This window comes from Shewanella vaxholmensis (genome assembly GCF_031932135.1).
Taxonomy (GTDB): domain Bacteria; phylum Pseudomonadota; class Gammaproteobacteria; order Enterobacterales; family Shewanellaceae; genus Shewanella; species Shewanella hafniensis.
This window is the reverse complement of sequence record NZ_JAUOEV010000017.1, coordinates 1-23,916: the sequence shown is the minus strand read 5'-3', so window position 1 is coordinate 23,916 and position 23,916 is coordinate 1. Positions and strand designations below refer to the sequence as shown.

Sequence of the window (23,916 nt, the reverse complement as noted above, 5' to 3'; positions counted from 1 at the left end):
ATGTCAGTGACATTGGCGGGCATTATTGTTTGGAACGATTTTACGGCATCAGAGTATAGAATCGTGATGACTCTATAGTTTGAAGCGATTTACTTCCTGCTGTAATGACGCCGCCAAGTGGGCGAGTTCCTGCGCTTGCACCATAGAGGTTTGCGCTTCAATCGACAGATTCTCCGACACTTCACGAATCGACTCAGTATTGCGGTTAATTTCGCTGGTGACTGAAGTTTGTTCTTCAGCTGCCGTGGCAATTTGGCTCGCCATATCCGAAATGTCATTAATGGCTTTACTGATCAGCAACAAACTTTCGCTGGCGGAATTAGCATCGGCCACACTGGTTTCTGCCATTTCATGACTCTGAGTCATAGATTTAACAGCTTTGCCGGCGGTTTGTTGGAGGGTTTCGATCATGGCTTGAATTTCTTGGGTCGATGAATGAGTGCGTTGTGACAGTACACGCACTTCGTCGGCAACCACAGCAAAGCCTCGGCCTTGTTCACCCGCTCGTGCGGCTTCAATGGCTGCGTTAAGTGCGAGTAAGTTGGTTTGTTCTGCGATGCCACTGATCGTTAATAGAATACTGTTGATCTTCTGTGAGTGCTCATTTAGCTCGCCGATAATTCGGCCGGCAGTTTCAACTTCACTGGCTAAATTACGGATAGATTGCTGACTCTGGGCGACTTGTTTGTGGCCATGATTCGAAAGCCCGACTGCATTTTGCGCCGTTTGTGCTGTGTGCTCGGCGTTGCTGGCAATCTCTTCGGTGGCACTGGCCATTTCGGTGACAGCCGTGGCGACCATAGTCACTTCATCTTGTTGGACTTCAATGCGTTGGCTGTTGTCCGTGGCCGAAGCGCTGCTGCCTTGGGCTTGATGCTCCAATTGACCTGCAATTTTGTGCATACGGGAAATCATGCCATGGAGACGTTCCACAAAGCGGTTAAAGCCCGAAGCCAACATACCAATTTCATCATGACTGTTGGCAGTATGAATGCGCACAGTTAGGTCACCATCACCTTCGGCGATATCATTGAGTGCTTGGGCAACGCGTTCGAGATCTTTGAATTGGATTTTGAAAATCGCGATTAAAATCAAACCAAAGAGTACTAATAGGGCGACACCTACGGCCGACATCCACCAGGCAAGGTCGGTTGCCTGTGACATGATTTCTTTTTTATCCATCACGAAAATCAACGCCCAGTCCGTTGAGGGAATTGCCGCGACATAGACTAATTTAGTGGCGCCATCTAGGGTGCGTTCTTCCATGGTATTGGCATTGGTGCGTTGTGATAACCAGCTATTGCTAAAATTACTATCAATTTTTGTGAGTTGCTGGGTATTGAACTGGCTATTGGGATGACTGATGATGAGTCCCGCAGTATCGACCATCAAGGTATAACCTTCGCCCGGCACTTCGAGGCGCTGCACCGCATCGGTTAATTGATCTATGGTTAAGTTCGCTGCGGCCACGCCTATCAGCTGTCCTGATCCCATCACAGGCTCGGCAATGGTCACGACTTGTTTTTTCAGTGTGGCGCTGACGTAGGGCGCTGTCATGATCATTTTACCGGCGGCTTTAGCGTCCATATACCAAGGGCGGACGCGGGGATCATAATTCGCGGTATTTAGAGAAGGATCTTGGCGATACATGTTGCCTTGCTCGTCGCCATAATAGGTGAGGGCAAAGTCAACCGCCGTATGCGCTTGCAGCAAGTGAGGGGTGACGTTTTTGCTCGGATCGGCTTCAATGGCTTGTTTTAGGCTGGTAATGGCCATTTTTCTGTCTTGCATCCATTGACCAATGCCGGATGAAAAGGTATTCGCCAGTTGATCAATTTCATGTTGAGTGTTTTCTAACGCATTATTTCTAATGAAATAACTAGAGATACTTACGAGTACAGCAATAGTGATCAGTACCGCGGAGAGGCTGCTAAACAGCAGTCGTGTTTTGAGTGTCGATCGCATAATCTATTCCTTTATATTCCGTTAGCGCTCTAACGTTGTTTTAGTATAGCGGCTATAAGAGACAAAACATTAAAGCATTGAGAAATTATAGTAATAAATTTAGACATGACGCCCATAAATCAGTCGCTTTATAATGGCATGATTTTTATGTTAATAACGATTAGGTAAGCCATTTGTTATTAATGCTTACTCGATAAACTGAGAAGACTGAATCGAAGAGGAAATAATATTTTGCAGATGACGAATATCTTTATTTACCGTCACTAAGCCATTAAAATATACCCATTTCCGTTAACGATATAATTAACTATGTTACCGTTTTCGATTGCGATTAATTGATTCAGAATGCTAGCTTGTTTATTTAACGTTAAGTTGTTTGCGTTACTTTTTCTTATGTTTCGAGCTTAGCTTCCATCTATTACCGCACAAAAAAGGAGCTTCTAGAAGCTCCTTTTTAATTCTAAAATGGCTTAAATATCATTGGGTCATTTTACTTTTGATCAACACGCAGCGTTGTTCCATTTGACGGGTTTCTAATAGATTGCGGCGAGTGATATTTGATAATCCCGTTTGACGATCAAGAACCTTGTCTAGCGCTGCTATACTATTGTAATTACAATCGGTTGGAACGAGGAAGTGGCTGTAGTTACGCATAAATACGGGACCTTTTTTGTCCATATCCCTCAAGCTCGCCAGACGTTCCTCCGCCGTAGCCGCGCTCAATAGTTTCTGCTCCGCAGGATAAAGATTTTGCATAATAATACGTTGCTTGGAGAAAGGCAGGCTGTCTAGATGGACCTTACTTAGCCAGCGACGTTTTGCCGCGGCCTCAGGGCGGATTACTTGCGCCGCAAGCGCTGCTTTCTCGCCTGAGTCCGAATTATCCTTAGCCGCTTCTTTGGTTAAACGTTGCTGCGCGTTAGGGAAATCATAGCGATTGAGCTGGGTGATGATCGCCCAGCGTAAATCTTGATCTAAGGTTAACCCCTTAATTTTTGTTTCACCGTCAACGAGTTGCGCTAAATGGCGCAGTGAATCCCTGTCGCTGGCTAAACTGACATACGCATCGAACCAAATGCGTTGGAAGTCATTATCGCCTTTGCTTTCCATCGCTTTTCTAAGGCTCATCTGGCTTAAGCCTTTGACTGCATTCTCAGCGTAGTTTTGCTGAATAGGTGCGATTTGTGCGAGATACTGCTTCGAGCGCAACATGCTATCGATGATCTGACCGACAATCGTGTAGTCCGTCTCAGCAGGCGCATTAACAAATACCGTGCTTAGGTATTGATCTAAGCTCAATTTACCTTCGCGAACACTGTCCCACAGACTTTGCCACAGCATAGAGCGCAGCAGTGGATCTGACACATTACTCAACTGCTGTTTTGCAGTGTTAAAGGATTTGTCATCGAGCTCGACTTTCACAAAACCCCAATCATCAAAGTTTGGGTAGACTAAGTCTGGGCAGCGCTCACCAATCAGTTGTTTGACTTCGGTACGCTCACCCTTGTAAGTGACAGGCACTGTGACGTCATGACGCAAATCGAAGCGGCCTTGGGTAAAGAGGGCCACTTGGACTTTTTGTTCGCGTAATGTTGGCAGTTCAGTGCTTGCAGGGAGCTGTAGCAAACTAAAGTTACTGATGCGGTTAGCTTCACAGCGATATTCCGCCTTGATGGTGTTAACGCCCGCGCTGTAGAGCCATTCTTGAGTCCATGCGCTTAAGTCACGACCCGCGGCTTTGCCTAGGCTATTGATAAAATCGTCTAATTCGGCATTTTGATAACTATATTGTTTTAAATAATTGCTGACGCCACGGCGAAACACCATGTCGCCCAGCAAGTGGCGCAGTTGTTTCAGTGTCGATGCGCCTTTTTGATAAGTGATCGCATCGATATTGTCGAAGGCGTTTTGGGTTGTTGCCACTGGCACTTCAATCGGATGCGTGGTGACTAAGCTGTCCTGCTCATAGGCTTTTTGTTTGCCTTTGGCGTAGAAGCTGCGCCAAGCATTGGTGAATTCGGTCGCTTCCTGAGTCGCAAGCGTTCCCATAAAAGAGGCAAAACTTTCATTAAGCCACAGGCCATTCCACCATTTCATGGTAACGAGATCGCCAAACCATTGATGCGCCATTTCATGCATGATAACGCCGGCTAAGTTTTGCTTTTGATCTGCTGTCATGGCCGCTTTAAAGAGGAAATGATCTTCAGAAAAGGTGACAGCACCTGCGTTTTCCATCGCGCCATAGAGGAAATCAGGCACCAGAATTTGATCATATTTCTTAAAGGGATATGGAATGCCAAAGTAGTTATCGAAGAAGGTTAACCCTTGTTTGGTATAGTTAAACCAATCCTGCGGTGTGACTTGATTCGCCACAGATTCACGGGCGAACAGGCGCATCGGATAGCGGCCCGAGTTGTCCTGCCACATGTGGTAAGGGCCCGCATGCATAGAAAAGTTATACGGACTAAGTTTTGGCGTATCAGGGAAGGTCCAACGATTGTATGCGCCTGCTGGAGTGATTTGGCTTTCACGCATAGTGCTAATCACTTGCCAATCTTTGGGCGCTGTGACCGTAATCTGATAGTTGGCTTTGATATCCGGTTGGTCGAATACGGCAAACATTTGCTGCGCGGCGGCGGGTTCAAAATGCGAATAGAGGTAGACCTTGCCATCGACCGGATCTTTAAAACGGTGCAAACCTTCGCCGTTGGTGCTGTGAGGACGAGTAAACTGCACTTCAACCGTGTTTTCACCCGAGGTCAGCAGACGCGTATTTAAGCTAATGTAAGCGCCATTATAATTTGGATATACGGCGGTGCCGTTGATGATAAAGCGTTTTATCTGTGCCTTGTTTAAATCTAAGCTCAGTTGTTTTGGTATTTCACTTAATTGAAAGGTCACTTTGGAGGTGGCGGAAAACTCGGCTTCCCCTGTGAGCTGAAAATCCAATTCATAGCGAACATCAGAAATGATCTGCGAGCGCAGCGCGGCCTGATACTGGCTAATGTAAGCACTGGCGTCACGTGGACCCGTATTAAGAGTGCTTTGGGTGGCACACGACATCAATGCGCCGCAGGCAAGGGCAACAAAACTGGCTTTAAACAAGTTCACAACTAAATCCTTCAACAATTTGTTTTCTGCTTGGATATTGGCTTTCAATATCGGGAGTTTGGGGTTGCCTGAGTGGCAAATGATCCCCTGCGCCAGCGCCGATTTGAACCAGTATCATTGCAGTGTATTTTGGCCGAGTACACTACCTTATTTACCTTGGATAACCAATGTTAAAAATGTAAAAAAAAGCCAGCGTTTAAGCTGGCTTCTTGGGATCTCTGTTTGGTGATAGTAAGCGCCAATAGACAATTACATGCCTAAGAAAGACTTAGACTTCATCTTACGGATTTCTTTTTCATCAGACCATTCGATCAGGCCTGTTTCTAAATCCATTAAACGCATTGTCATCTTGTAGTACACGTCTTTAGTGCTACCGTCTTGCTTCACTATGCTAGATAAATTGCCGTATAACATGTATTGCGCGCCGATTTGACGACCAAACTTGATGGCGGTTGATGGATCAACCATGCCAGTGTTGTTTTGGTAATCCAATTGCTTACGGACTGAATCTACTTTAGTCATGTCGATAAAACGGAACTTGCCTGAACGCAATAGTTTGTTGCTGATAGTGTCAGTAACAGACTCAGTATCAATGTGCTCTGAGGTTTTGTTCTTGATGCTGTCAACAAATAAAATCGGACGGCTATTGGCTGTCATGGCCACGATAGGAGGGAAAGTCATCATGCTATCCACCATCTTGGCTGCAATAGCTTGTAGATCCGTTGAGCCAAAGTTCTCATTGACGGTTTCAACTTCGGTGGCATCGCCATATTCGACTTTAGATTGACATGCAGCCAGACCCATAACGGCAGCCAGCACAAAAATCAGTTTAAATTGTTTCATAGTCAGTTCCATTTTGTGATTGTATAAACTTAATGACACACGTCTTATTCAAATACCACAACCGCTAGGCTAAATGATTATTGAATAAATTCGGGTGTAATTACCAGTATCAATTGCCCAGACTAAGGTGGTTTTGCCTGCTGCAACGTCAATTTTTGCCGGTGGCGCTTTATCTAACTGCAAAGTGTATTCACCCGCACTCAAATAACGCCGCCCGATCTGTGCTTGTTTAGGCAGCGTCAGCCAACTACGACGATCCGCTTGCTCTGTTACTACGTTAAAAATCTGCATCGCTATGCTGCCAATATCGGCGGCATTGTTTCCGGGGCTGCCACTCTTTCCAACCTGATAGGCCATCTCGGATTTGGCATAGACCCTTGCGACTTGGCGAACCAAGGTTGCGGGCAGATCTTCCTTGAGTGCTGTGATGGCTAAGGCATCGATATTGGCAATAGGTTCAGTTTTCAGCACTGTACCTAAACCTTGCACTTGCGTCTCTGGCACAAAAGTATTGTTTGGCATGTAAGTGGCTAGCGACACGGTTTGCCAATTGCCATGGATAGTAAAAGGTACGGTAAGGGCTTGCTTGGCGGGCACAAAGCCGCGCTCGACCATCAAAATCACTTGGCCATCTTTGGGATTAGGCAATTTAGCATCGCCCCAACGACGTTTAAACTCATCATATTGCGGCATGCCGAGTTGCTTGGCGAGACGCACCAGATCTTGCTGTAAATAGGTGTTGTTTGGGGTGATTTGTGCCGCTTTACGATAATCGATATAGGCATCGTTCGGCTCACCCAGTACTTCATGTAATACGCCAGTGGTGTAATAGCTGTAAGCGTTTAAGAAAGAACTCGTCACAGTGCCTGCGGCTTGACCTAGTTTGTTGACCTCGGCATCGATAGTCCCGTTCGCCATGGCTTGCACTGACTTTTGCGATTTTTGATAGCGCTCTTGCTCGCTGCTTTGTAACTCGTTACTGCGACGAACTTCGACTAAAGCGCCTTGGTAATCGCCACTAAATAAATAATTCAGCGCTTGGTATTGGTGCAGCATGATGCGTTCATACCCAGGACCTCGGTAAGGAATCGCATTGTCGTTTAACACTAAGCTGCTGGCTGTGGCACTAATGTCGCTGACGCTGACTTTGGCCTTATCATCAAAGGCGGTGTAAGCATCGACCGCTTGTTGGTAGTACTTTTTACTGGCCGCAAAATCGCCGGCGACTTGAGCAATACGGCCCGCTTCTTGAGCATAGAGTAGGCCATCGTTGCCATTGATATTGCTGGCAAGTTTGTCGATATCGGCCAAGGGTGTTGCACTATTTAACTCTTGTTTAAGCGGTTCAATCTGTGAAGGGTAATTAATAAAAATACTGTTGTAGGCGCAGCCCGATAAACCTAGCGCCAATCCTATTGCCAAAGCGGGTGCGATAAAAACGCGAGATAAAGGTGTAACCAAAGACAGTTTCATTATTGCGCTTCACCTTGTTCGATGGACTGGGCAGAAATCGACTGAGCCTGTTCAGGCATACGTGAGCGCTCGAGTAAGGTGATCCCTTGCAGGTGATCAAATTCGTGTTGAAAAATCCGCGCAATAAAGCCTGTTAATTCGGCCTGTTGCCACTCGCCTTGTAAATTCTGGTAGCGCACTTCAATGGCTTGATGTCTTAGTATGTTAAATCTTTGGCCGGGAACGGACAGGCAACCTTCTTCGCCGCCGACTAAGTCACTCGATGCATGAATGATTTGCGGATTAACCACGACTACAGGCGCCATATTGGGTGCGTCGGGATAACGTTCATTAGGTCGAGAAGCCATAATAAATAAAGCTAAGGGACTGTGAACCTGTGGCGCCGCGATGCCAACGCCTTTGGCGGCTTCCATGCTGGCAGACATTTGCTCTGCAAGGTGCGCGAGCTCGGCATCGAAATGATGCACTGCAATTGCAGTCTGCCCTAGAATAGCTTCACCCACTAACGCTATGGGTAATAAAGGCGGGGTTTGTTTTGGCATCAAATGTTTAAACATCGCATTCCCTGGATATTTTGCGGTAACCGTCTTTGAATCAAAGTCTTATTTTAAAGCGTCAGTATTAGTAATGTGGCGGCGGCGTTTCTTCAGCCTGAGTCGCCATATTACTCGGTTCCATGTCTTGTAACTTACCAATTAACATGTGAATTTGGTGCTGCTGGTGAGCCACAAGTCGATTTAATTTGATCACTTCTTGGTTTAACTCTTCGACTGTGAGCTCTTGAAAAGCCAATTTGGTTTCTAGATCTTCAATCTGTGCTTGTACGCCTTGCATGACTAACCTCTATTGCTGCCAAGTCTCAACTAAGCCTTGGCTACTGATACTAACGACTTTATTGGTATCTCGAATTGCCACAGAGTATACAACGGCTCCTCGATTTTGGCTGTTTTTAGTGAGTGCAACCTGCCATTTTTCGATTTCCTTACCCGAGTCGCGTTGCCACAATATGACTTCCCGCGCCGGCGTTCCCGTTAATATCTGGCTGTCTTGTTTGATAAACCTCACAGCAGAAAAGTTCATCTGCCGACGTGTAATATCTAACTGATTTAACAGCTTACCGCTAGTGTTATCCCAGATTTTGGCTTCATTTGTGCTGCCATTGGTAAAACTTAGTGTGCCACTGTCGTTAAGCGCCACTTTAGTGATACGGCTGCCTAAGGTCCAAGTATGAAGCGGCTGACCCGTTTGCGCCTGCCAAAGAATCGCCTGCATATCATTCGAACCCGTTAATGCTAATCGACCATCCGCGGAGAGGGCCACGCTATTGACGCGATCTTTATGTCCCAGAAATTTGATTAAGGCACTTTGGGCAGCATTGAGCGACATAACTGAACCATCATTTAAACCAATGAGTAGTGCGCCATTATCGGCTACCGCCACGCTTTCACCGGATGAAGGCAAAGACCACCATCCTAGGGATTTTCCGTCGGCTATTCTCCACATGGCAACTGAATCTCGGCTTAACGACGCAGCAAATAGTCCGTTGGGCGAAATCGCCGTACCTGTGACGCCAGTATTGATATCGCCATGTATCCATTGGTATTTAAGTGTATGGGTGCTGAGATCCCAGCATTGGACTCCACTACTTTGGGTGGCGACTAAGGCGAATTGTCCATTGCTCGATAGACTCGCGCTATAGCTAGGTTCCGTGGTGAGAACGCTAATGTCTTCCGCTTTAGGATGGCAAGCTGTCAGAAAAATTGTGCAAATTACCAGCAGTAGATTTTTCTTCATGAACTTGCTCCCTAAGTTGCTGTCTTTAGACTTGATCAAGTGACATTAATCACTGTTAACCCATAAAGAATCTAGTTGGTATAACCGAGATAACTAGTATAAAGTTGTCTCGCTTAGGTTATTGTAACCGCTTGAGGATGCTGAGGAAGCTTTAATGAAATCGATTTATAAATTATCGTTAGTTGCATTGGCTGTTATTGGCCTATCTGCTTGTAATCAAGAAGAAAAAACAGCTGCTGCGAGTACAAGTGTTGAATTAACGACAGAAGCTCAAAAAGAAGCTTACAGTGTAGGCGCTTCAATCGGTCGTTACATGTCTGGCCATATCAAAGAGCAAGAAGAATTAGGCCTTCCAGTTGATCGCACTCTGATTGTCACTGGTTTCACTAATGGTCTGAATGACCAATTAAAATTAACCGAAGAAGAAATGCAAACCATTCTTCAAGGTCTAGATAAAAAGTTAAACGATAAACGTCAGGAACAAGCTACTGCGATTTCTGCGAAGAATATCGAAGACGGTAAAAAATTCCTTGAAGAAAACAAGGCTAAGTCTGGCGTAGTGACAACTGAGTCTGGTTTACAATACGAAGTATTAACACCAGGTACTGGCGAAAAACCTGCCGCTGAAGACACTGTAGAAGTGGATTATGTGGGTACGTTAATCGACGGTACTGAGTTCGACAGTTCATACAAACGTGGTCAAACGGCTAAGTTCCCACTGAACCGCGTGATCCCAGGTTGGACTGAAGGCGTTCAATTAATGCCTGTTGGCGCTAAGTACAAGTTTGTTATTCCTGCAAACTTAGCCTACGGCGAGCGTGACACTGGTACTATTCCACCAAATTCCACACTGGTTTTTGAAGTTGAATTGAAATCAGTTGAGAAAGCATCTGCAACGCCAGCCGCTGAACCAGCAGCTAAAAAGTAATGAATTAACTGCCGCGTTTAATACGCAGTAAGTGAAATACCGCTCCTAAATGGGCGGTATTTTTTTGTCTGTAAAAATCACATTATTGTTTTAATGCTTAATTTATTGCCTTGCTATACAAGGTTTACAGCCTTAACTCATGTTTAGTTTTATATAGCGATCATCAATATCTATCGGCTGTACCAATGGATGATATTAATCATTAAATCTAGTCCGTTTTAGCGTTGGATTTATTTTAAAATGATGAAGGCTAAATTACGTTTTAATGATATCAGTCATCTGTTAAAGCGCCGCGTTCTTTATATTTTATTGGGTATCGCATACTGAATAATATCATCAAAATATCACATTAAAATATTGATTATTATTTGTTCGCATTAGTGCTTTGGCTGTGTCTATGTGTATTACTCTTACTGTTTGTTTTCATTTGGCTAATACTTTCGAATTATTACCTTGTTCTGCTAGGTGAACAGTGCTGCGTCAATAATCATTTACTCATCAATGTGTTACATTGGTAATGTGCGATCTTGCCCTCTTTTTTTACGCATTCAACTCTGAAATAATCCGCCCGCACGTTAATAGAAGTTAGCGGCAATATTATAATAATGGGGTTGATGATATGGATAATGTTAATAAGTTAACGGCGATTTCTTTAGCTGTCGCAGCGGCTTTGCCTATGATGGCAAGCGCAGATGTGATGATTACCGAATATGTTGAAGGTAGCGCAAACAATAAAGCGATTGAAATTTATAATAATGGCACTGCAGCAGTTGATTTGACTGGCTATAAGCTAGTTCAATATAAAAATGGCAGTACAGTTGCAACAGACATGGCGTTATTAGATGGTCAGACTATCGGTGTCAAAAAGTTAAAGGTTATTAAACATCCAAGCGCTGCTTTAGGTTTGGCTGCTGATGTTGATGCAATTAATGGTAGTGCTATCTATTTTAACGGTGAGGATGCAGTCGCACTCCTTAAGGATGGTGTGGTTGTCGACATTATCGGGAGCCTGCCTACACCAAAGGATTGGGGTATTGACGCTACTTTTATACGCAAGTTAGATTCGCTCGAGGCTAATAGTGTTTTCAATGCCGCCCAGTGGGAACAATTACCTAAAGATACCTTCTCTGGTTTAGGTTCACTAGAAACGCCTGCTGAGCCTGAAGTACCTGTTTTTAGCTGCAGCGGCGCTAAAATTGTGCCGATTTATCAAGTGCAAGGTGCGGGCGAGTCGAGCCCTTACGTTCCAGAAGGTGCATTTGAGTCTGAAGCTGAAGTCACAGTGCGCGGTATAGTGACTGCTCGTGGCGAAAGCTTGTTTAAAGGTTTTTATCTACAAGAAGTGAAAGGTGATAACTCACCGTATACCTCTGATGGTGTGTTTGTATTCTTAGGTGAAGCGGCGCCTGACGCAATTCAACCTGGGGTTGAAGTGTGTGTGCAGGGTAAAGTGAAAGAATACTTTGGCTTAACTCAAATCGATATAAAAGCCGATAAGAAATTTGAAGTCGGCGCTAAGGGTGAAGTCCCTGTTGCTGCGCCTTTCTATGTCGCCGATGGCGAAACCTTAGCCCAAGCATTAGAGCGTTATGAAGGCATGAATGTGGCTTTGGATGCGGGCAGCGATCTTAAGATCAGCCGTACCTTCAGCTATGATTACGCTGGCCGTCGCAACAACATGTTAGTGTCTTATAAAGAACCGCTAATGAAGGCGACACAGCTTTATCCCGCGCTTTCTGCTGAAGCGACTGCGTTAGTTAAATCTAACCTCGAAAACCAACTCTTTATCGAATCTGATTACAAACCTGCCGACGGTGTAATTCCATACTTCCCTGATTTCAATGTGGAAACGGGCTATATCCGTGTGGGCGACCAACTGACTAACCTGCAAGGTGTGATTGGTTACAGCTACGGCGCTTATCGTTTAGTGGCAACTAACACTATTACAGCAGGTGATTTTATCCGTGGTGATGACAGAACTGATGCCCCAAGCGTCGCCACTAAGGGCGATCTGCGCGTGGCTAGCTTTAACGTGCTCAACTTCTTTAACGATGTTGATGGTGGTGATACCAATCCATCAGGTAGTAATCGTGGCGCGCTAACGCTGGAAGAAATGGTGCTACAACGTACTAAAATCGTTAGCGCTATTACTGCCATGAACGCCGATATCGTCGGTCTGATGGAAATTGCCAACAACGGTTTTGGTGAGAAGAGTGCGATTAAAAACTTAGTCGATGCACTGAACGAGAAGCAAACGCCTGAAAACGCTTATAGCTTTGTTGAAATCACCGACGCTGATAAATATGACGGCAAGTACTTTGGTACTGATGCTATCACTGTCGGTATGTTATACCGTGGCGGCAAAGTGACCTTAGCGGGTGCTGCTCAAGCTATTGATACTCCTGAGCAACATGCCAGTGCTGGCAGCGTGACTCGTACTAAAGATGGCAAAACTGAGACAAATCCAGGTAACGATGCTTACCAACGTCACAGCTTAGCGCAAACTTTCAAAATCCATGATGAGTCGCTGACCGTAGTCGTTAACCATCTGAAATCTAAAGGCTCAGGCTGTTTAGAAGATTGGGCTAACTTCGAAGAGTCAGTCGATCCTGCCGATCAACAGGGCAAGTGTAATGCTTTCCGCGTATCTGCAGCCAAAGTCTTGGGTGAAACGCTAAAAGACGTGAAGGGCGACTTACTGATCATCGGTGATATGAATGCCTACGGCATGGAAGATCCTATCCGTGTGCTGACCGACTTTGATGCGAGCAAGTCAGATCGTGACATCATGACCGCTTCGTGGACGACGCTCGATGGCAAAGTATTTGAACGCCAAGGTAGCAAGATTGAAAAAGGCTATGGCCTGATCAACTTGAACACGAAAGCCCACGGTACAGGCACTTTCTCTTATAGCTATAACGGCGAGCTAGGTAACTTAGACCATGCTTTAGCCAATGCTAGCTTAGCTAAGCGCTTAGTGGATATTGAAGATTGGCATATCAACTCAGTGGAATCTAACCTGTTTGAATACGGTAAGAAATTCTCTGGTGATCTGGCTAAATCTGAAAATGCGTTCTCTGCATCGGACCACGATCCTGTGATCGTTGCCTTAAGCTACCCAGCGCCAGTAGTGCCACCAAAACCTGAGCCAACGCCTAAAGATGATGGCGGTGCTTTGGGTTATTTAGGTTTAGTACTAATGTCCTTGTTTGGTTTACAACGTCGTCGCCGTTAACCTGTGTAACGGGTGAACTCACAAGTGTTATTTGTGAGCTAGACTGAAACGAAGGGATGGTTCGCCATCCCTTTTTTAGTTGTTTATTTCAGTTTTTATTAGGAGTGAGTATGGATACAGTCTCAAATCCGCTGAAAACCATTAAAGCGAAGGCGCCACTGTGGTTTTACTTTGTCGCAACGCTCAGTTTATTGTGGAATATCATGGGGCTGATGGCTTTTGTGATCCAAATGACCATGACGCCGGATGCCTTGGCGCAAATGAGTCCAGATCAAATCAAACTCTATGAATCCACGCCGGCTTTAGTTGATGCGATATTTGGCTTTGCTGTGGTGTCGGGCGTTCTAGGCTGCCTATTGTTGTTATTACGAAAATCCCTTGCCTATAAAGTGTTGGTTGTCTCACTTATCGCGGTTTTGTTGCAAATGAGCTATGTGTTTTGCATTCAACAAGCGGCTGTGGTATTGGGGGCTGACGCGTTAATCATGCCGAGTGTGGTGGTGATTTGGGGATTGTTTCTCGTCTGGTTTAGTCGGCTGAGTGTTACTAAACAATGGTTAGTTTGAGTCTTATTTTTGCCGAGATTGACGGGACTGGCTTAGCGCAAACTAGTTGAACTTCATTCACTTCGCAGTAAACTGCTGATTGGTTTTATTGACTAGGAAGTTGCAATGAGTATTTGGTTTAGAGCTGTCACGTTAGAGGATTGCGCGCGTTTAGATGCCGGTATGGGCGGCAAAGGCACCTTGATGCAGACCTTAGGGATTGAGATCAGTGAGATTGGCGACGATTATATGAAGGCAACTATGCCAGCCAGTCCTGCAGTGCATAACCCTTTGGGGATAGTCCATGGCGGCGCGAATGTCGCGCTTGCTGAAACTGTTGCCAGCTATGCGGCAAATTTCGCGGTGGATTTTGAGCAGTACTATTGTGTCGGCCAAGAAATTAACGCTAACCACTTACGGGCTTCCCGTAATGGGCTATTAACCGCTACGGCTAAGCCTATTCATTTAGGAAAACGCAGCTCTGTATGGGAAGTGTTAATCCATAACAGCGCCGGTGAACTGACCTGTATTTCACGGATGACGGCGGCTGTCGTTAAACGCTAAATGCTAAATGCAATAGCCCAGCCTATTTCCCGTGGTGTGAATGGCGTATCAATCGTTTGATTTAAATAATATATAAATAAGGATTGGATATGGATAACGCGATAATTTGGGAATGGGTTGGTTATTTAGCATCAGTGGTCGTCGCAATATCACTGATGATGTCGAATATCAAAAAACTGCGCTGGTGGAATCTCATCGGCGCGGCTTTATTTGTGGCCTACGGCGTGGCAATTGGGGCTTATCCAGTTGCCTTAGTTAACTTTTTTATCGTGCTGATTGACACTTATTATCTGGTTAAGCTTTACCGCGAAGCCGACTCACCCGCCAGTTAATGGCAACGCATCATCTTTCTCCGCTTGCTTGTACCGCACTTTGCTTTACAGCACTCAGCTTCATCGCAGCGAGCAGCCATGTTGGTTTTCAACCGCATCTTAAATGATGTGAGCGAATCATTGGCTGTGAGTCCGCGCAATCGTTTATCTACTTTTCTATCTCGCTTCTAATCTTTTTTGTAGATTGCATGAATCTAGTTTAATCGTTTTATTCTTTGGTGGTAATTATCTATTCTTGCTCCATCGACAACACGTCGCAGCCAAGGAGATAAACCATGGCCACCATTTACGATTTAATTGAAACCTGGTTAACCAGCAATCAAGACTAAGGAGCAGGGCATGAGTCAACAACATCAAACAAGTCAGTACTTAACGAGCCAAAACGGCGCCCCAGTGGCCGACGATCAAAACTCACTGTCGGCGGGTGAACGTGGTCCTTTGTTATTACAGGATTGGCATTTAATTGAAAAGTTAGCCCATTTCAACCGTGAGCGCATCCCTGAGCGTATTGTGCATGCCAAAGGTACCGGTGTTTACGGCACATTTACCCTGACCAAAGATTTAAGCGATTACACCATTGCCGACCATTTCAATGGCGTTGGTAAGCAAACTGAAACCTTTATTCGTTTCTCGACCGTCGGTGGCGAAATGGGTTCAGCCGATGCTGAGCGTGATCCACGCGGCTTTGGTTTACGTTTCTACACGGCACGCGGCAATCACGATATTGTGGGTAATAATACGCCGACTTTCTTTTTGCGTGACGGAATTAAGTTCCCAGATTTTATCCATACGCAAAAGCGTAACCCTAAGACAAACTTAAAAGATCCGCAGGCCATGTGGGACTTTTGGTCATTGAACCCTGAAGCCATGCATCAAGTGACCATTTTGATGTCGGATCGCGGTATTCCAGCCAACTACCGTCAAATGCACGGTTATGGTTCACACACTTTCTCGCTGTGGAATGCCAAGGGCGAGCGTTTCTGGGTGAAGTTTCACTTTAAGTCCCAGCAAGGCGTGGTCAACTTAACTAATGAACAGGCTGATAAATTAAAGGGGATAGATCCCGATTCATCACAGCGCGATATGGTGGTGGCGATTACCGATGGCAATTTCCCGCGTTGGACTGTTAACGTGCAGATCATGCCTGAGGCGGATGCCAATATTTACCATATCAATCCATTTGATTTAACTAAGGTTTGGCCACATAGCGACTATCCATTGCTTGAGATTGGGGTGTTAGAGCTGAATCGCCTGCCACAAAACTACTTTGCCGAAGTTGAGCAAGTGGCATTGGCGCCCAGCAATTTGGTTCCCGGTGTTGGAGCTTCACCCGACAAGATGTTGCAAGCGCGTTTATTTGCCTATGCTGATGCCCAGCGTTACCGCATTGGTGCCAACTACAACCAGTTACCGGTGAACTGCCCACATGCCGCTAAGGCAAATCACCATCAACGTGCGGGCGCTATGGCGGGCACACAATGTCCTTACCATGGCAGCCAAACGGGGGCCGATGCCACGGCAAACTATGGTCCGAACAGCACTGCGGATGCTTTGGTTGAACCGGTAAACTTTGCCGAGCCACCACTGCGCTTAGAAGGTGAAGCGGCGCGTTATAGCCGTTATAACCAAGACGACTACACTCAAGCGGGTAATCTGTATCGCATCTTCTCAGAAGCGGAGAAAGCGCGCTTAGTGGCAACGATTTCAGGTTCACTAAGTCAAACAAGCTTAGATGTGCAGCAACGTATGCTGGCACATTTCGAACAAGCCGATGTGGATTACGGTCAGCGTATTAGAACGGCATTAGGGTTATAAACTGCGTTTCTAAGAAGTTAAGCTTCTAAGTCGACACTGTTTATCTCAATAAAACCGTCGTAAGTAGAAAGGCCAGTGATGTTTATCACTGGCTTTTTTGTTGCGGTAATTCAAGCTTCAAAGTATTTAGAACAGCAGAGTGACAACGCCTAAGAGTGCGAATAATACGGCGCAGCCGCGGTGTATCCACAACATAGGTAATTTTTCGGCGCTGAAATGGCCTGCGATCACCACAGGTACGTTGGCAAGCAGCATACCTAAGGTTGTGCCTGCAACCACCATAGTTAATGAATCGTATTTTGCGGCTAACACTACCGTTGCGATTTGCGTTTTATCCCCCATCTCGGCGATGAAAAACAGGATGAAGGTGGCGAGGAAGGGGCCCATTTTATAGAAACGGCTCTCTTCGGCATCGACTTTATCTGGGATTAACACCCAAAGGGCTATCGCGAAGAAGGACGCAGCCACTAAATAGCGGGCAAGATCTGGGCTGACCCAGTTAATCGCCCATTGACCAATCCAAGCGGCGGCAAAATGGTTGAATAACGTTGATAGAAAAATGCCTAAAATAATGGCGGTTTTATTTTTAAATCTTGCGGCGAGAATAAGTGCAAGCAATTGAGTTTTATCGCCAATTTCGGCAATAGCAACCGTAAAGGTTGAGGCAAGTAGGGCTTCCAAGTGTGATCCTTTAGGGGTGGTTAAGACATAAGCACAATAAACCGTCCACCCCTAGGTGCAGTCATTGTGCTCAGGTCTTGCTGGGCAAATCGATGATTTGCTGTGAACACCATGGCGTGTGGCCAAGTATGTTGATGTTCACCCTAGATGACGATGGCTCGAAATCCAGTTAGCTACTCCCCCGAAGCGAGGTGGGCATTATACCTAAGTGAAATTCGGTTTCAAGCACGAGTTTATCGCAGTAGGCACGAATGGATGTTTGACAGGCGTCAGAAAAATACCGCGCAACATTCTGTAATTATATGAATATAAATGGGTTAATTTTTTGACAGCGTTGTCTTTTGTTGCTAATTTAGCCAGGTCATTTCTACTTGATTACATACTATTAACTCGTAGTGATTCGATGACACCTACCGTATTTGGCAAACTAATTGAAAAGTTAGGACGCAAAGCTTCCGGTCTAAGGTTGTAAATGGATTTTTTAGTGAACTAAGATAGCGGAGTTGCCGCAGAATTCGATTTCTGTGAAAGATAAACGACTGCTGTTTAATGCTGTTGTTTGCCCAAATACCACTTTTATACCTAAGCCCAAGCCAATACTGGCTAAGATGGGTGCAAATGGAGTGCATTAAAGTGGCAAATCCTACTGTTTTTTCCCCTGTTTCTAAATTGAGTTTATTGGCCGCCGCAGTGATGGCGGCAAATACATTTGTGAGTATTTCTGCGCAGGCACACGGTTATGTTGTGGCGCCAGAGTCACGCTCCTATGCCTGTAAAACCGGCAACAATGCCAACTGTGGCGCGGTGCAATGGGAACCGCAAAGCGTTGAAGGACCATCGGGTTTTCCTGAGTCAGGTCCTGCGGATGGCAAACTGGCGAGTGCGGGTAATGGTGCTTTCTCGCCTTTAGATGAACAGAGTCCCAGCCGTTGGTCAAAGACAGATATTAAAGCGGGCTGGAATAAGTTCAGTTGGCAGTTCACTGCCAATCATGTCACCCGCAATTGGCGTTATTATTTAACTCGCCAAGATTGGAATCAAAACCAAGCTTTAAGCCGCGCGAGCTTTGACTTAGCGCCATTCTGCGTGGTCGATGGCGGCATGGTGCAGCCACCTAAGTTAGTGACCCATGACTGCTATGTGCCAGAAGGTCGCAGCGGTTATCAAGTGATTCTAGCCGTGTGGGAAGTGGGTGATACCACCAACAGTTTCTACAATGCTATCGATGTGAACTTAGATTCGGGTCCCGTCGTACCGGGTGAATGGCTCGATGTGGGCGACATCAATCCGTCACTCGATCTCAAGGCAGGCGATAAAGTGATGACCAGAGTGTTCGATGCCAATGGTGAGCAACCGGCTAAGCAAACAGTGATTACTATTAGCGATGCGACTCAAGGTGATAAACAAAATTGGCCTTTTCTATTAGCGAGCGCGATTAATGCCCAGCAGTCTCAGTTAAAAGCGGGACAAAAAAATGCATCAGGTGTGATTGAGCCTGTGTATGGCAAAAACGACATTTTTACTGCGACGACTTCAGGTATTGAGCGTGTCGAAGTGGGATTTGATCTGGCGCCCGCACCGGGCAACAGCTTAGAAGTCACTTCACTTGCCGACGATTATCAAATTATCGACGGCGCGGCGCAGGTTCGTTTTGATGTCACCAGCAATGCTGAAATGTTAGTGTCTGCGTATTTGTTTAGCCACGATGGCACGGCTGCGGGTTTTGTGAGCCAAACCGTTAATAATACTAGTGCGAGCTTAGTGTTAGACGTGGTTGCGCCTAAAGCAGGGCATTATCACTTGCAGGTTAAAGCTGAGCCTAAACAAGGTGATGTTATTCAGCAGAACTTTGATCTCTTCTTAAAGGATCAAGCACCAACGCCGGAAGCGGATTTTGTCTTCCCTGAAGGGGTGAAAGGTTACGTTGCGGGCACCACAGTGTTACAGCCTAAAAATGGCAAAGTGTATCAATGTAAGCCATTCCCCTATAGCGGCTATTGCATGCAGTGGTCGGCTTCTGCCACAGGATTTGAGCCAGGTGTTGGCGCTTCTTGGACTATGGCGTGGACTGAGCTGTAAATTAACATGTTGAGTTAATCGATTCTCAACATGATGTGATTGGGCTTAAACACAGCGAATATGTTTAAGCCCATATTCAGCGCGCTCGCGACAGTCAAGTATACGTTTGACCTCGATTCCCCCACAATGCTGAACCCCAAGTATTTCCAACAAAGGTAGCGATTTTGTTGGTTTGTATGTTTTCGTTTACCACAGCGCTATTAAGTTGTTACCGTACAGTGCGCGACTTATCTTTGTTCACAACTGGCTTGCCCACTGGGTTTGGCTCTGTTAATGTCCCAAACTATCTATTTTACCTATGTTGTTATTAGGATTATCACAATTGAAAGTCATGCCACTTTTATGCAACCGATTTAGTTAGCCTCAATGGCTACTGGGTTGAAATATTCAAAAGCTATTGGGGCCAATTGATCTGCAGGAATGAGATCCGATTGGATGCTTTTTGAAGCTGCTTTAAGTGATGTGTTGCTTATTTCGATTTAAGACGCAAGGCTTTATCGGTTCAAATCTTACTCAAATAAAATAATAATTAATCATTGAACAGGACTATTGTGTGAATTCAAAAATGTTAGGCTCGATCGCCATCGTTGCCGGGACGGCCATTGGCGCAGGTATGTTAGCCTTACCTTTAGCTACCGCGGCTTTAGGTATTATTCCGGCGTTAGTGTTACTCGTCGTTATTTGGGGCGTATCTGCCTATACCTCATTACTGATGCTCGAAATTAACTTACGCACTGGCGTAGGTGATAACGTGCATGCCATTACGGGTAAATTACTGGGTAAAAAAGGTCAAATCATTCAAGGCGCTTCTTTCTTAAGTTTATTATTTGCTTTGACTGCGGCTTATCTCACCGGTGGGTCATCGCTATTAGTGCTTAAAGCGAAGAACATGTTCGATATCGTGCTCGATAATCAAGTCGCCGTATTGTTGTTTACCCTAGTGCTCGGCGGATTTGCGGCGCTCGGTGTAGCTTGGGTCGATAAAGTGTCCCGCTTGCTGTTTTCGTTAATGATTTTACTGCTGGTGGTTGTGGTGTTATTTCTCCTGCCTGAAGTCAGTATTGCCAGCATGGCAACGGGCGCGATTGCCGAGTCGATGACCAGCAGTTGGATGGCGGCGATTCCCGTAGTGTTTACTTCTTTTGGTTTCCACGTTTGTATTGCCACTTTAGTGCGTTATCTGGATGGTGATGCGGTTTCACTGCGCAAGGTATTGTTAATCGGTTCGACGATTCCACTGGCTTGTTATGTGCTTTGGTTGTTGGTGACCTTAGGCACAGTCGGTGGCTATGAAGTCAGTGGTTTTGAAGGTTCATTACCGTCACTGGTGACGGCATTGCAGGATATTGCCCATACGCCTTGGATCAGCAAATGTATTTCGTTATTCGCCGATTTAGCCTTAGTGACCTCATTCCTCGGGGTGACCTTAAGCCTGTATGACTTTGTCGCCGAGTTAACCCGTGCTAAAGAGACGTTTGCCGGCCGTATACAGACCTGGTTGTTAACTTTCACTCCGCCAGTGTTATGTGCTCTGTATCTGCCAGAAGGTTTTGTGGCGGTACTGGGATTCGCGGCCGTGCCATTGGTGGTGATGATCATCTTCTTGCCAATTGTGATGGCATTACGTCAACGTCAAACACAACCGGGCGGTTATCAAGTGTCGGGTGGTTCTGCGGGCTTAGTGTTGGCAGGTTTGTTAGGCGTTGTGATTGTGGGCGCGCAGCTATTTGTTGCTATTTAGCGGCTTAGTATTTAATCCGTGGCTAGCGTCAGTTTTGTAGCGAACGCCGCGGGGTAACGCTGATGTAATGTAGCTGATGGAATGTATTTGCTTTGTAAGCGAATTTTTCCGAGTCTGTTATAGAGTGTATCCGATGTGATAAAGTCAGGCCCCGGCCTGACTTTTTGCTTTTTAGGTTTTAAAGCGAGTGATGCTGGGTTTTAACACAGTGACTTAAGATAAAAACAACACGATTAAAACGAGAACATGGCCCAGCTTGCGCGTGGCTTCATTCACATAAAACGGACTTAACACAATGAAAAAATGGTTACTCACAGTTGCCGTGGCCGCCAGTTTTGGCGCTCAGGCTGACGAAGGTATGTGGCAGCCCCATCAACTGCCTGCTATGGCCGATGAGCTAAAAGCAAAAGGGCTAGAAATTGATGCCAAATCGATTTCAAAACTCACCGAATTCCCAATGAACGCAGTGATCAGCCTTGGTGGCTGTACCGCGTCATTCGTCTCGCCAAAAGGCTTGGTGGTCACTAACCATCACTGTGCCTATGGTGCGATTCAATACAACTCCACCCCAGAAAAAAACCTGCTACAAGATGGTTTTTTAGCTAAGACCTTCGCCGATGAATTACCTGCCACACCGGGTTCACGTGTGTATGTGACCGAAGATGTGACCAATGTGACCGAGCGCGTTAAAGGCGGGCTTGAAGGTAAAATGGGCAGTGACTTCTATCAAGGCGTTGAAAGCCAAGAAAAAGCCTTAGTGGCTGAATGTGAAAAAGAAGACGGCTACCGTTGCCAAGTGTATAGCTTCCACGGCGGTCTTGAATATTATCTGGTTAAACAACTGGAAATTCGCGACGTTCGCTTAGTCTATAACCCAGCCGCTAGCGTGGGTAAATACGGCGGCGACGTCGATAACTGGATGTGGCCACGTCACACCGGCGATTTTTCTTTCTATCGCGCTTATGTGTCTAAAGCGGGCAAACCTGCCGATTTTAGTAGCGATAACGTACCATACGAACCAAAAAGCTTCTTAAAAGTATCGGCTAAAGGCGTGAGCGATGGCGATTTTGTCATGGTGGCTGGTTACCCAGGTCGCACCAACCGATATCGCACCGCCAATGAAGTACAAAATCAATTCGAGTGGGCTTATCCTGAAGGTAAGTTATTGCGCGAGCGCTTTATTGAGATCATTAAAGATACCGCGCCAGAGGGCAGTGACGAACGTATTAAGTACGAGAGTCAAATTGCTAGCCTTGCAAACTATGCGAAAAACTTCACCTCGATGATCGAGTTTTATGGCAAATCCACCATGCTTGCGGACCGTAAAGCCCGCGAAGCTGAGCTTGCAGCGTGGATCGCTAAAGACAGCGGCCGTGAAGCGAAATACGGTAAAACCTTAGCGGAATTAGATGCGTTAATTGCCAAGAGTAAAGCGCATCAAGAGCGTGACATGATCTTAAGCTACATAGGTAGCACGACTATGTTGCCAACGGCGCGCAGCTTGTATCGCTTAGCGAACGAGAAACAACTGCCGGATATGCAGCGTGAACCTGGCTTCCAAGAACGTGATATGACTCGCCTCAAAGCAAGCATGGAGCGTATCGATCGTCGTTATGCGCCAAGCGTCGATAAAGCCGTGTTATTCGATATGCTGAAACGCTACGCCGCACTGCCAGCGGACAAACGTCTACCTGCATTGGATAAAGCCTTTGGTATCGATAAAAAGTTCAGCGAAGCTAAGCTTTCGAAAACCTTAGACAAAATGTACGCCAAAACTGAGTTAGGCACAAAAGACGTGCGTCTGGCGTGGATGGATAAATCCGTTGCCGATTTTAAAGCCTCTAAAGATCCTTTCATTCAATTCGCCGTGGCTATGTATGACACAGATATGGCTGAAGAAAAGAAAGAAAAAGAACTGGATGGCGAGCTGATGAAAGTGCGTCCTCAGTACATGGATGCCATCATTGCCTACAATCTTGAGCAAGGTAAGCCTGTGTATGCCGATGCGAACTCAAGCCTGCGTGTCACGGTGGGTCATGTGAAAGGCTACTCGCCAAAAGACGGTTTAGTGGCTGTGCCATTCACTCGCCTTGAAGGCATAGTGCAAAAGGACACAGGTGTTGATCCTTTCGATGCGCCGAAGAAAGAGTTAGAGCTGATTAAGCAGAAGCAATACGGTGATTTCTATGTGAAAGCCATTGATTCTGTACCGGTTAACTTCCTGTCGACGTTAGACACCACCGGCGGCAACTCAGGTTCACCCACCCTAAACGGCCGCGCTGAATTAGTCGGTCTGCTGTTCGATGGTGTGTATGAAAGCATTATCGGTGACTGGGCATATGACGATAACATCAACCGTTCAATCCAAGTAGATAGCCGCTATATGTTGTGGGTCATGAAATATTTAGACCATGCCGACAATTTATTAGCCGAGATGGAAATCGTTAAGTAATCCATTGCCGCATCGCCATAGTGCGGCGAATATGATTGTTAAGCCGCTTATGTCATGTGATTTACGTGATAACTAGCTAGCGAACGGAAGATAATAAAAAGCGATAAGCCAATGTGGTTTATCGTTTTTTTTTCGGAGATTTGAAAGCGTTTCGAGTGAACTAATGGATAAAACCATTGTATTAATGTAAGCGTATAGCGGAGGCGGAGCCATGGCATTGACTCGTCGACACGCAGCAAGTCCATCCGTGGATGCTCGACCGCCCCGTCCATGGGGCGGACGGTCGTCTCGCCAATCACCATTGCTCACCTTTTGGGCACTAGTGTAACCAGTCTGTATGAAGGAGATACCCAGCAAG

Annotated in this window: 17 protein-coding genes and 1 riboswitch; of the genes, 9 read left to right on the top strand and 8 right to left on the bottom strand. The window is 45.9% G+C overall.

From position 1 onward, the window contains the following. Nucleotides 1–72: 72 nt before the first annotated feature. The 7 genes from Q4Q46_RS14685 to Q4Q46_RS14655 form a co-directional block, all read right to left on the bottom strand. Nucleotides 73–1,965 (bottom strand): methyl-accepting chemotaxis protein, encoded by a 1,893-nt coding sequence (locus Q4Q46_RS14685; protein ID WP_220591005.1) that lies wholly within the window; start codon nt 1,963–1,965, stop codon nt 73–75. Nucleotides 1,966–2,442: 477 nt separating this feature from the next. Continuing rightward, complete coding sequence (pepN, locus tag Q4Q46_RS14680; protein WP_311906332.1) at nt 2,443–5,076, bottom strand: aminopeptidase N; 2,634 nt, start codon at nt 5,074–5,076, stop codon at nt 2,443–2,445. 249 nt (nt 5,077–5,325) lie between these two features. After that, nucleotides 5,326–5,919, bottom strand: a complete 594-nt coding sequence (gene lpoB / locus Q4Q46_RS14675; RefSeq protein WP_259214997.1) for a penicillin-binding protein activator LpoB — start codon at nt 5,917–5,919, stop codon at nt 5,326–5,328. A gap of 69 nt (nt 5,920–5,988) precedes the next feature. Further along, nucleotides 5,989–7,392 carry a COG3014 family protein gene (locus Q4Q46_RS14670; RefSeq protein WP_311906331.1) on the bottom strand — a complete coding sequence of 468 codons (1,404 nt, stop codon included), beginning with the start codon at nt 7,390–7,392 and terminating at the stop codon, nt 5,989–5,991. Next, a complete protein-coding gene (def, locus tag Q4Q46_RS14665; protein WP_006080409.1) occupies nt 7,392–7,949 on the bottom strand; it encodes a peptide deformylase in 558 nt (185 codons plus the stop codon). Before def ends, Q4Q46_RS14670 begins: the two co-directional genes overlap by 1 nt. A gap of 64 nt (nt 7,950–8,013) precedes the next feature. Then, on the bottom strand, nt 8,014–8,226 hold the full coding sequence (locus tag Q4Q46_RS14660; RefSeq protein WP_006080410.1) for a SlyX family protein: 213 nt from the start codon (nt 8,224–8,226) through the stop codon (nt 8,014–8,016). Between the two features lie 9 nt (nt 8,227–8,235). Then, nucleotides 8,236–9,186 (bottom strand): WD40 repeat domain-containing protein, encoded by a 951-nt coding sequence (locus tag Q4Q46_RS14655; RefSeq protein ID WP_012090064.1) that lies wholly within the window; start codon nt 9,184–9,186, stop codon nt 8,236–8,238. 154 nt (nt 9,187–9,340) lie between these two features. Between Q4Q46_RS14655 and fkpA the strand changes: the two genes are divergently transcribed. The 6 genes from fkpA to katB all read left to right on the top strand — a co-directional run bounded on the left by fkpA (nt 9,341) and on the right by katB (nt 16,605). Continuing rightward, nucleotides 9,341–10,114: an FKBP-type peptidyl-prolyl cis-trans isomerase gene (gene fkpA, locus Q4Q46_RS14650; RefSeq protein WP_311906330.1), complete on the top strand. Its 774-nt coding sequence runs from the start codon at nt 9,341–9,343 to the stop codon at nt 10,112–10,114. Nucleotides 10,115–10,733: 619 nt separating this feature from the next. Further along, nucleotides 10,734–13,349 carry an extracellular exonuclease ExeM gene (exeM, locus tag Q4Q46_RS14645; protein WP_311906329.1) on the top strand — a complete coding sequence of 872 codons (2,616 nt, stop codon included), beginning with the start codon at nt 10,734–10,736 and terminating at the stop codon, nt 13,347–13,349. 110 nt (nt 13,350–13,459) lie between these two features. Beyond that, nucleotides 13,460–13,915: a hypothetical protein gene (locus tag Q4Q46_RS14640; RefSeq protein ID WP_126492638.1), complete on the top strand. Its 456-nt coding sequence runs from the start codon at nt 13,460–13,462 to the stop codon at nt 13,913–13,915. A gap of 105 nt (nt 13,916–14,020) precedes the next feature. Further along, a complete protein-coding gene (locus Q4Q46_RS14635; protein WP_006080418.1) occupies nt 14,021–14,458 on the top strand; it encodes a PaaI family thioesterase in 438 nt (145 codons plus the stop codon). 89 nt (nt 14,459–14,547) lie between these two features. Further along, nucleotides 14,548–14,790: a YgjV family protein gene (locus Q4Q46_RS14630; RefSeq protein WP_107403910.1), complete on the top strand. Its 243-nt coding sequence runs from the start codon at nt 14,548–14,550 to the stop codon at nt 14,788–14,790. A 339-nt stretch (nt 14,791–15,129) separates the two neighbouring features. Next, a complete protein-coding gene (gene katB, locus Q4Q46_RS14625; RefSeq protein WP_311906328.1) occupies nt 15,130–16,605 on the top strand; it encodes a catalase KatB in 1,476 nt (491 codons plus the stop codon). 126 nt (nt 16,606–16,731) lie between these two features. On the opposite strand, the gene Q4Q46_RS14620 is transcribed toward katB, so the two are convergent. Continuing rightward, a complete protein-coding gene (locus Q4Q46_RS14620) occupies nt 16,732–17,286 on the bottom strand; it encodes a TMEM165/GDT1 family protein (RefSeq protein WP_006080423.1) in 555 nt (184 codons plus the stop codon). 411 nt (nt 17,287–17,697) lie between these two features. After that, nucleotides 17,698–17,797, top strand: a riboswitch (cyclic di-GMP riboswitch). A gap of 122 nt (nt 17,798–17,919) precedes the next feature. On the opposite strand from Q4Q46_RS14620, the gene gbpA reads away from it, so the two are divergent. From gbpA to Q4Q46_RS14605, 3 genes are all read left to right on the top strand, one after another. Continuing rightward, a complete protein-coding gene (gene gbpA, locus Q4Q46_RS14615; RefSeq protein ID WP_172599611.1) occupies nt 17,920–19,365 on the top strand; it encodes an N-acetylglucosamine-binding protein GbpA in 1,446 nt (481 codons plus the stop codon). Between the two features lie 565 nt (nt 19,366–19,930). Continuing rightward, nucleotides 19,931–21,106 (top strand): aromatic amino acid transport family protein, encoded by a 1,176-nt coding sequence (locus tag Q4Q46_RS14610; RefSeq protein WP_311906373.1) that lies wholly within the window; start codon nt 19,931–19,933, stop codon nt 21,104–21,106. A gap of 295 nt (nt 21,107–21,401) precedes the next feature. Beyond that, the gene (locus Q4Q46_RS14605; protein ID WP_311906327.1) at nt 21,402–23,558 is read left to right on the top strand and encodes a S46 family peptidase; all 2,157 of its coding nucleotides are present in this window, start codon (nt 21,402–21,404) and stop codon (nt 23,556–23,558) included. Nucleotides 23,559–23,916: the final 358 nt, after the last annotated feature.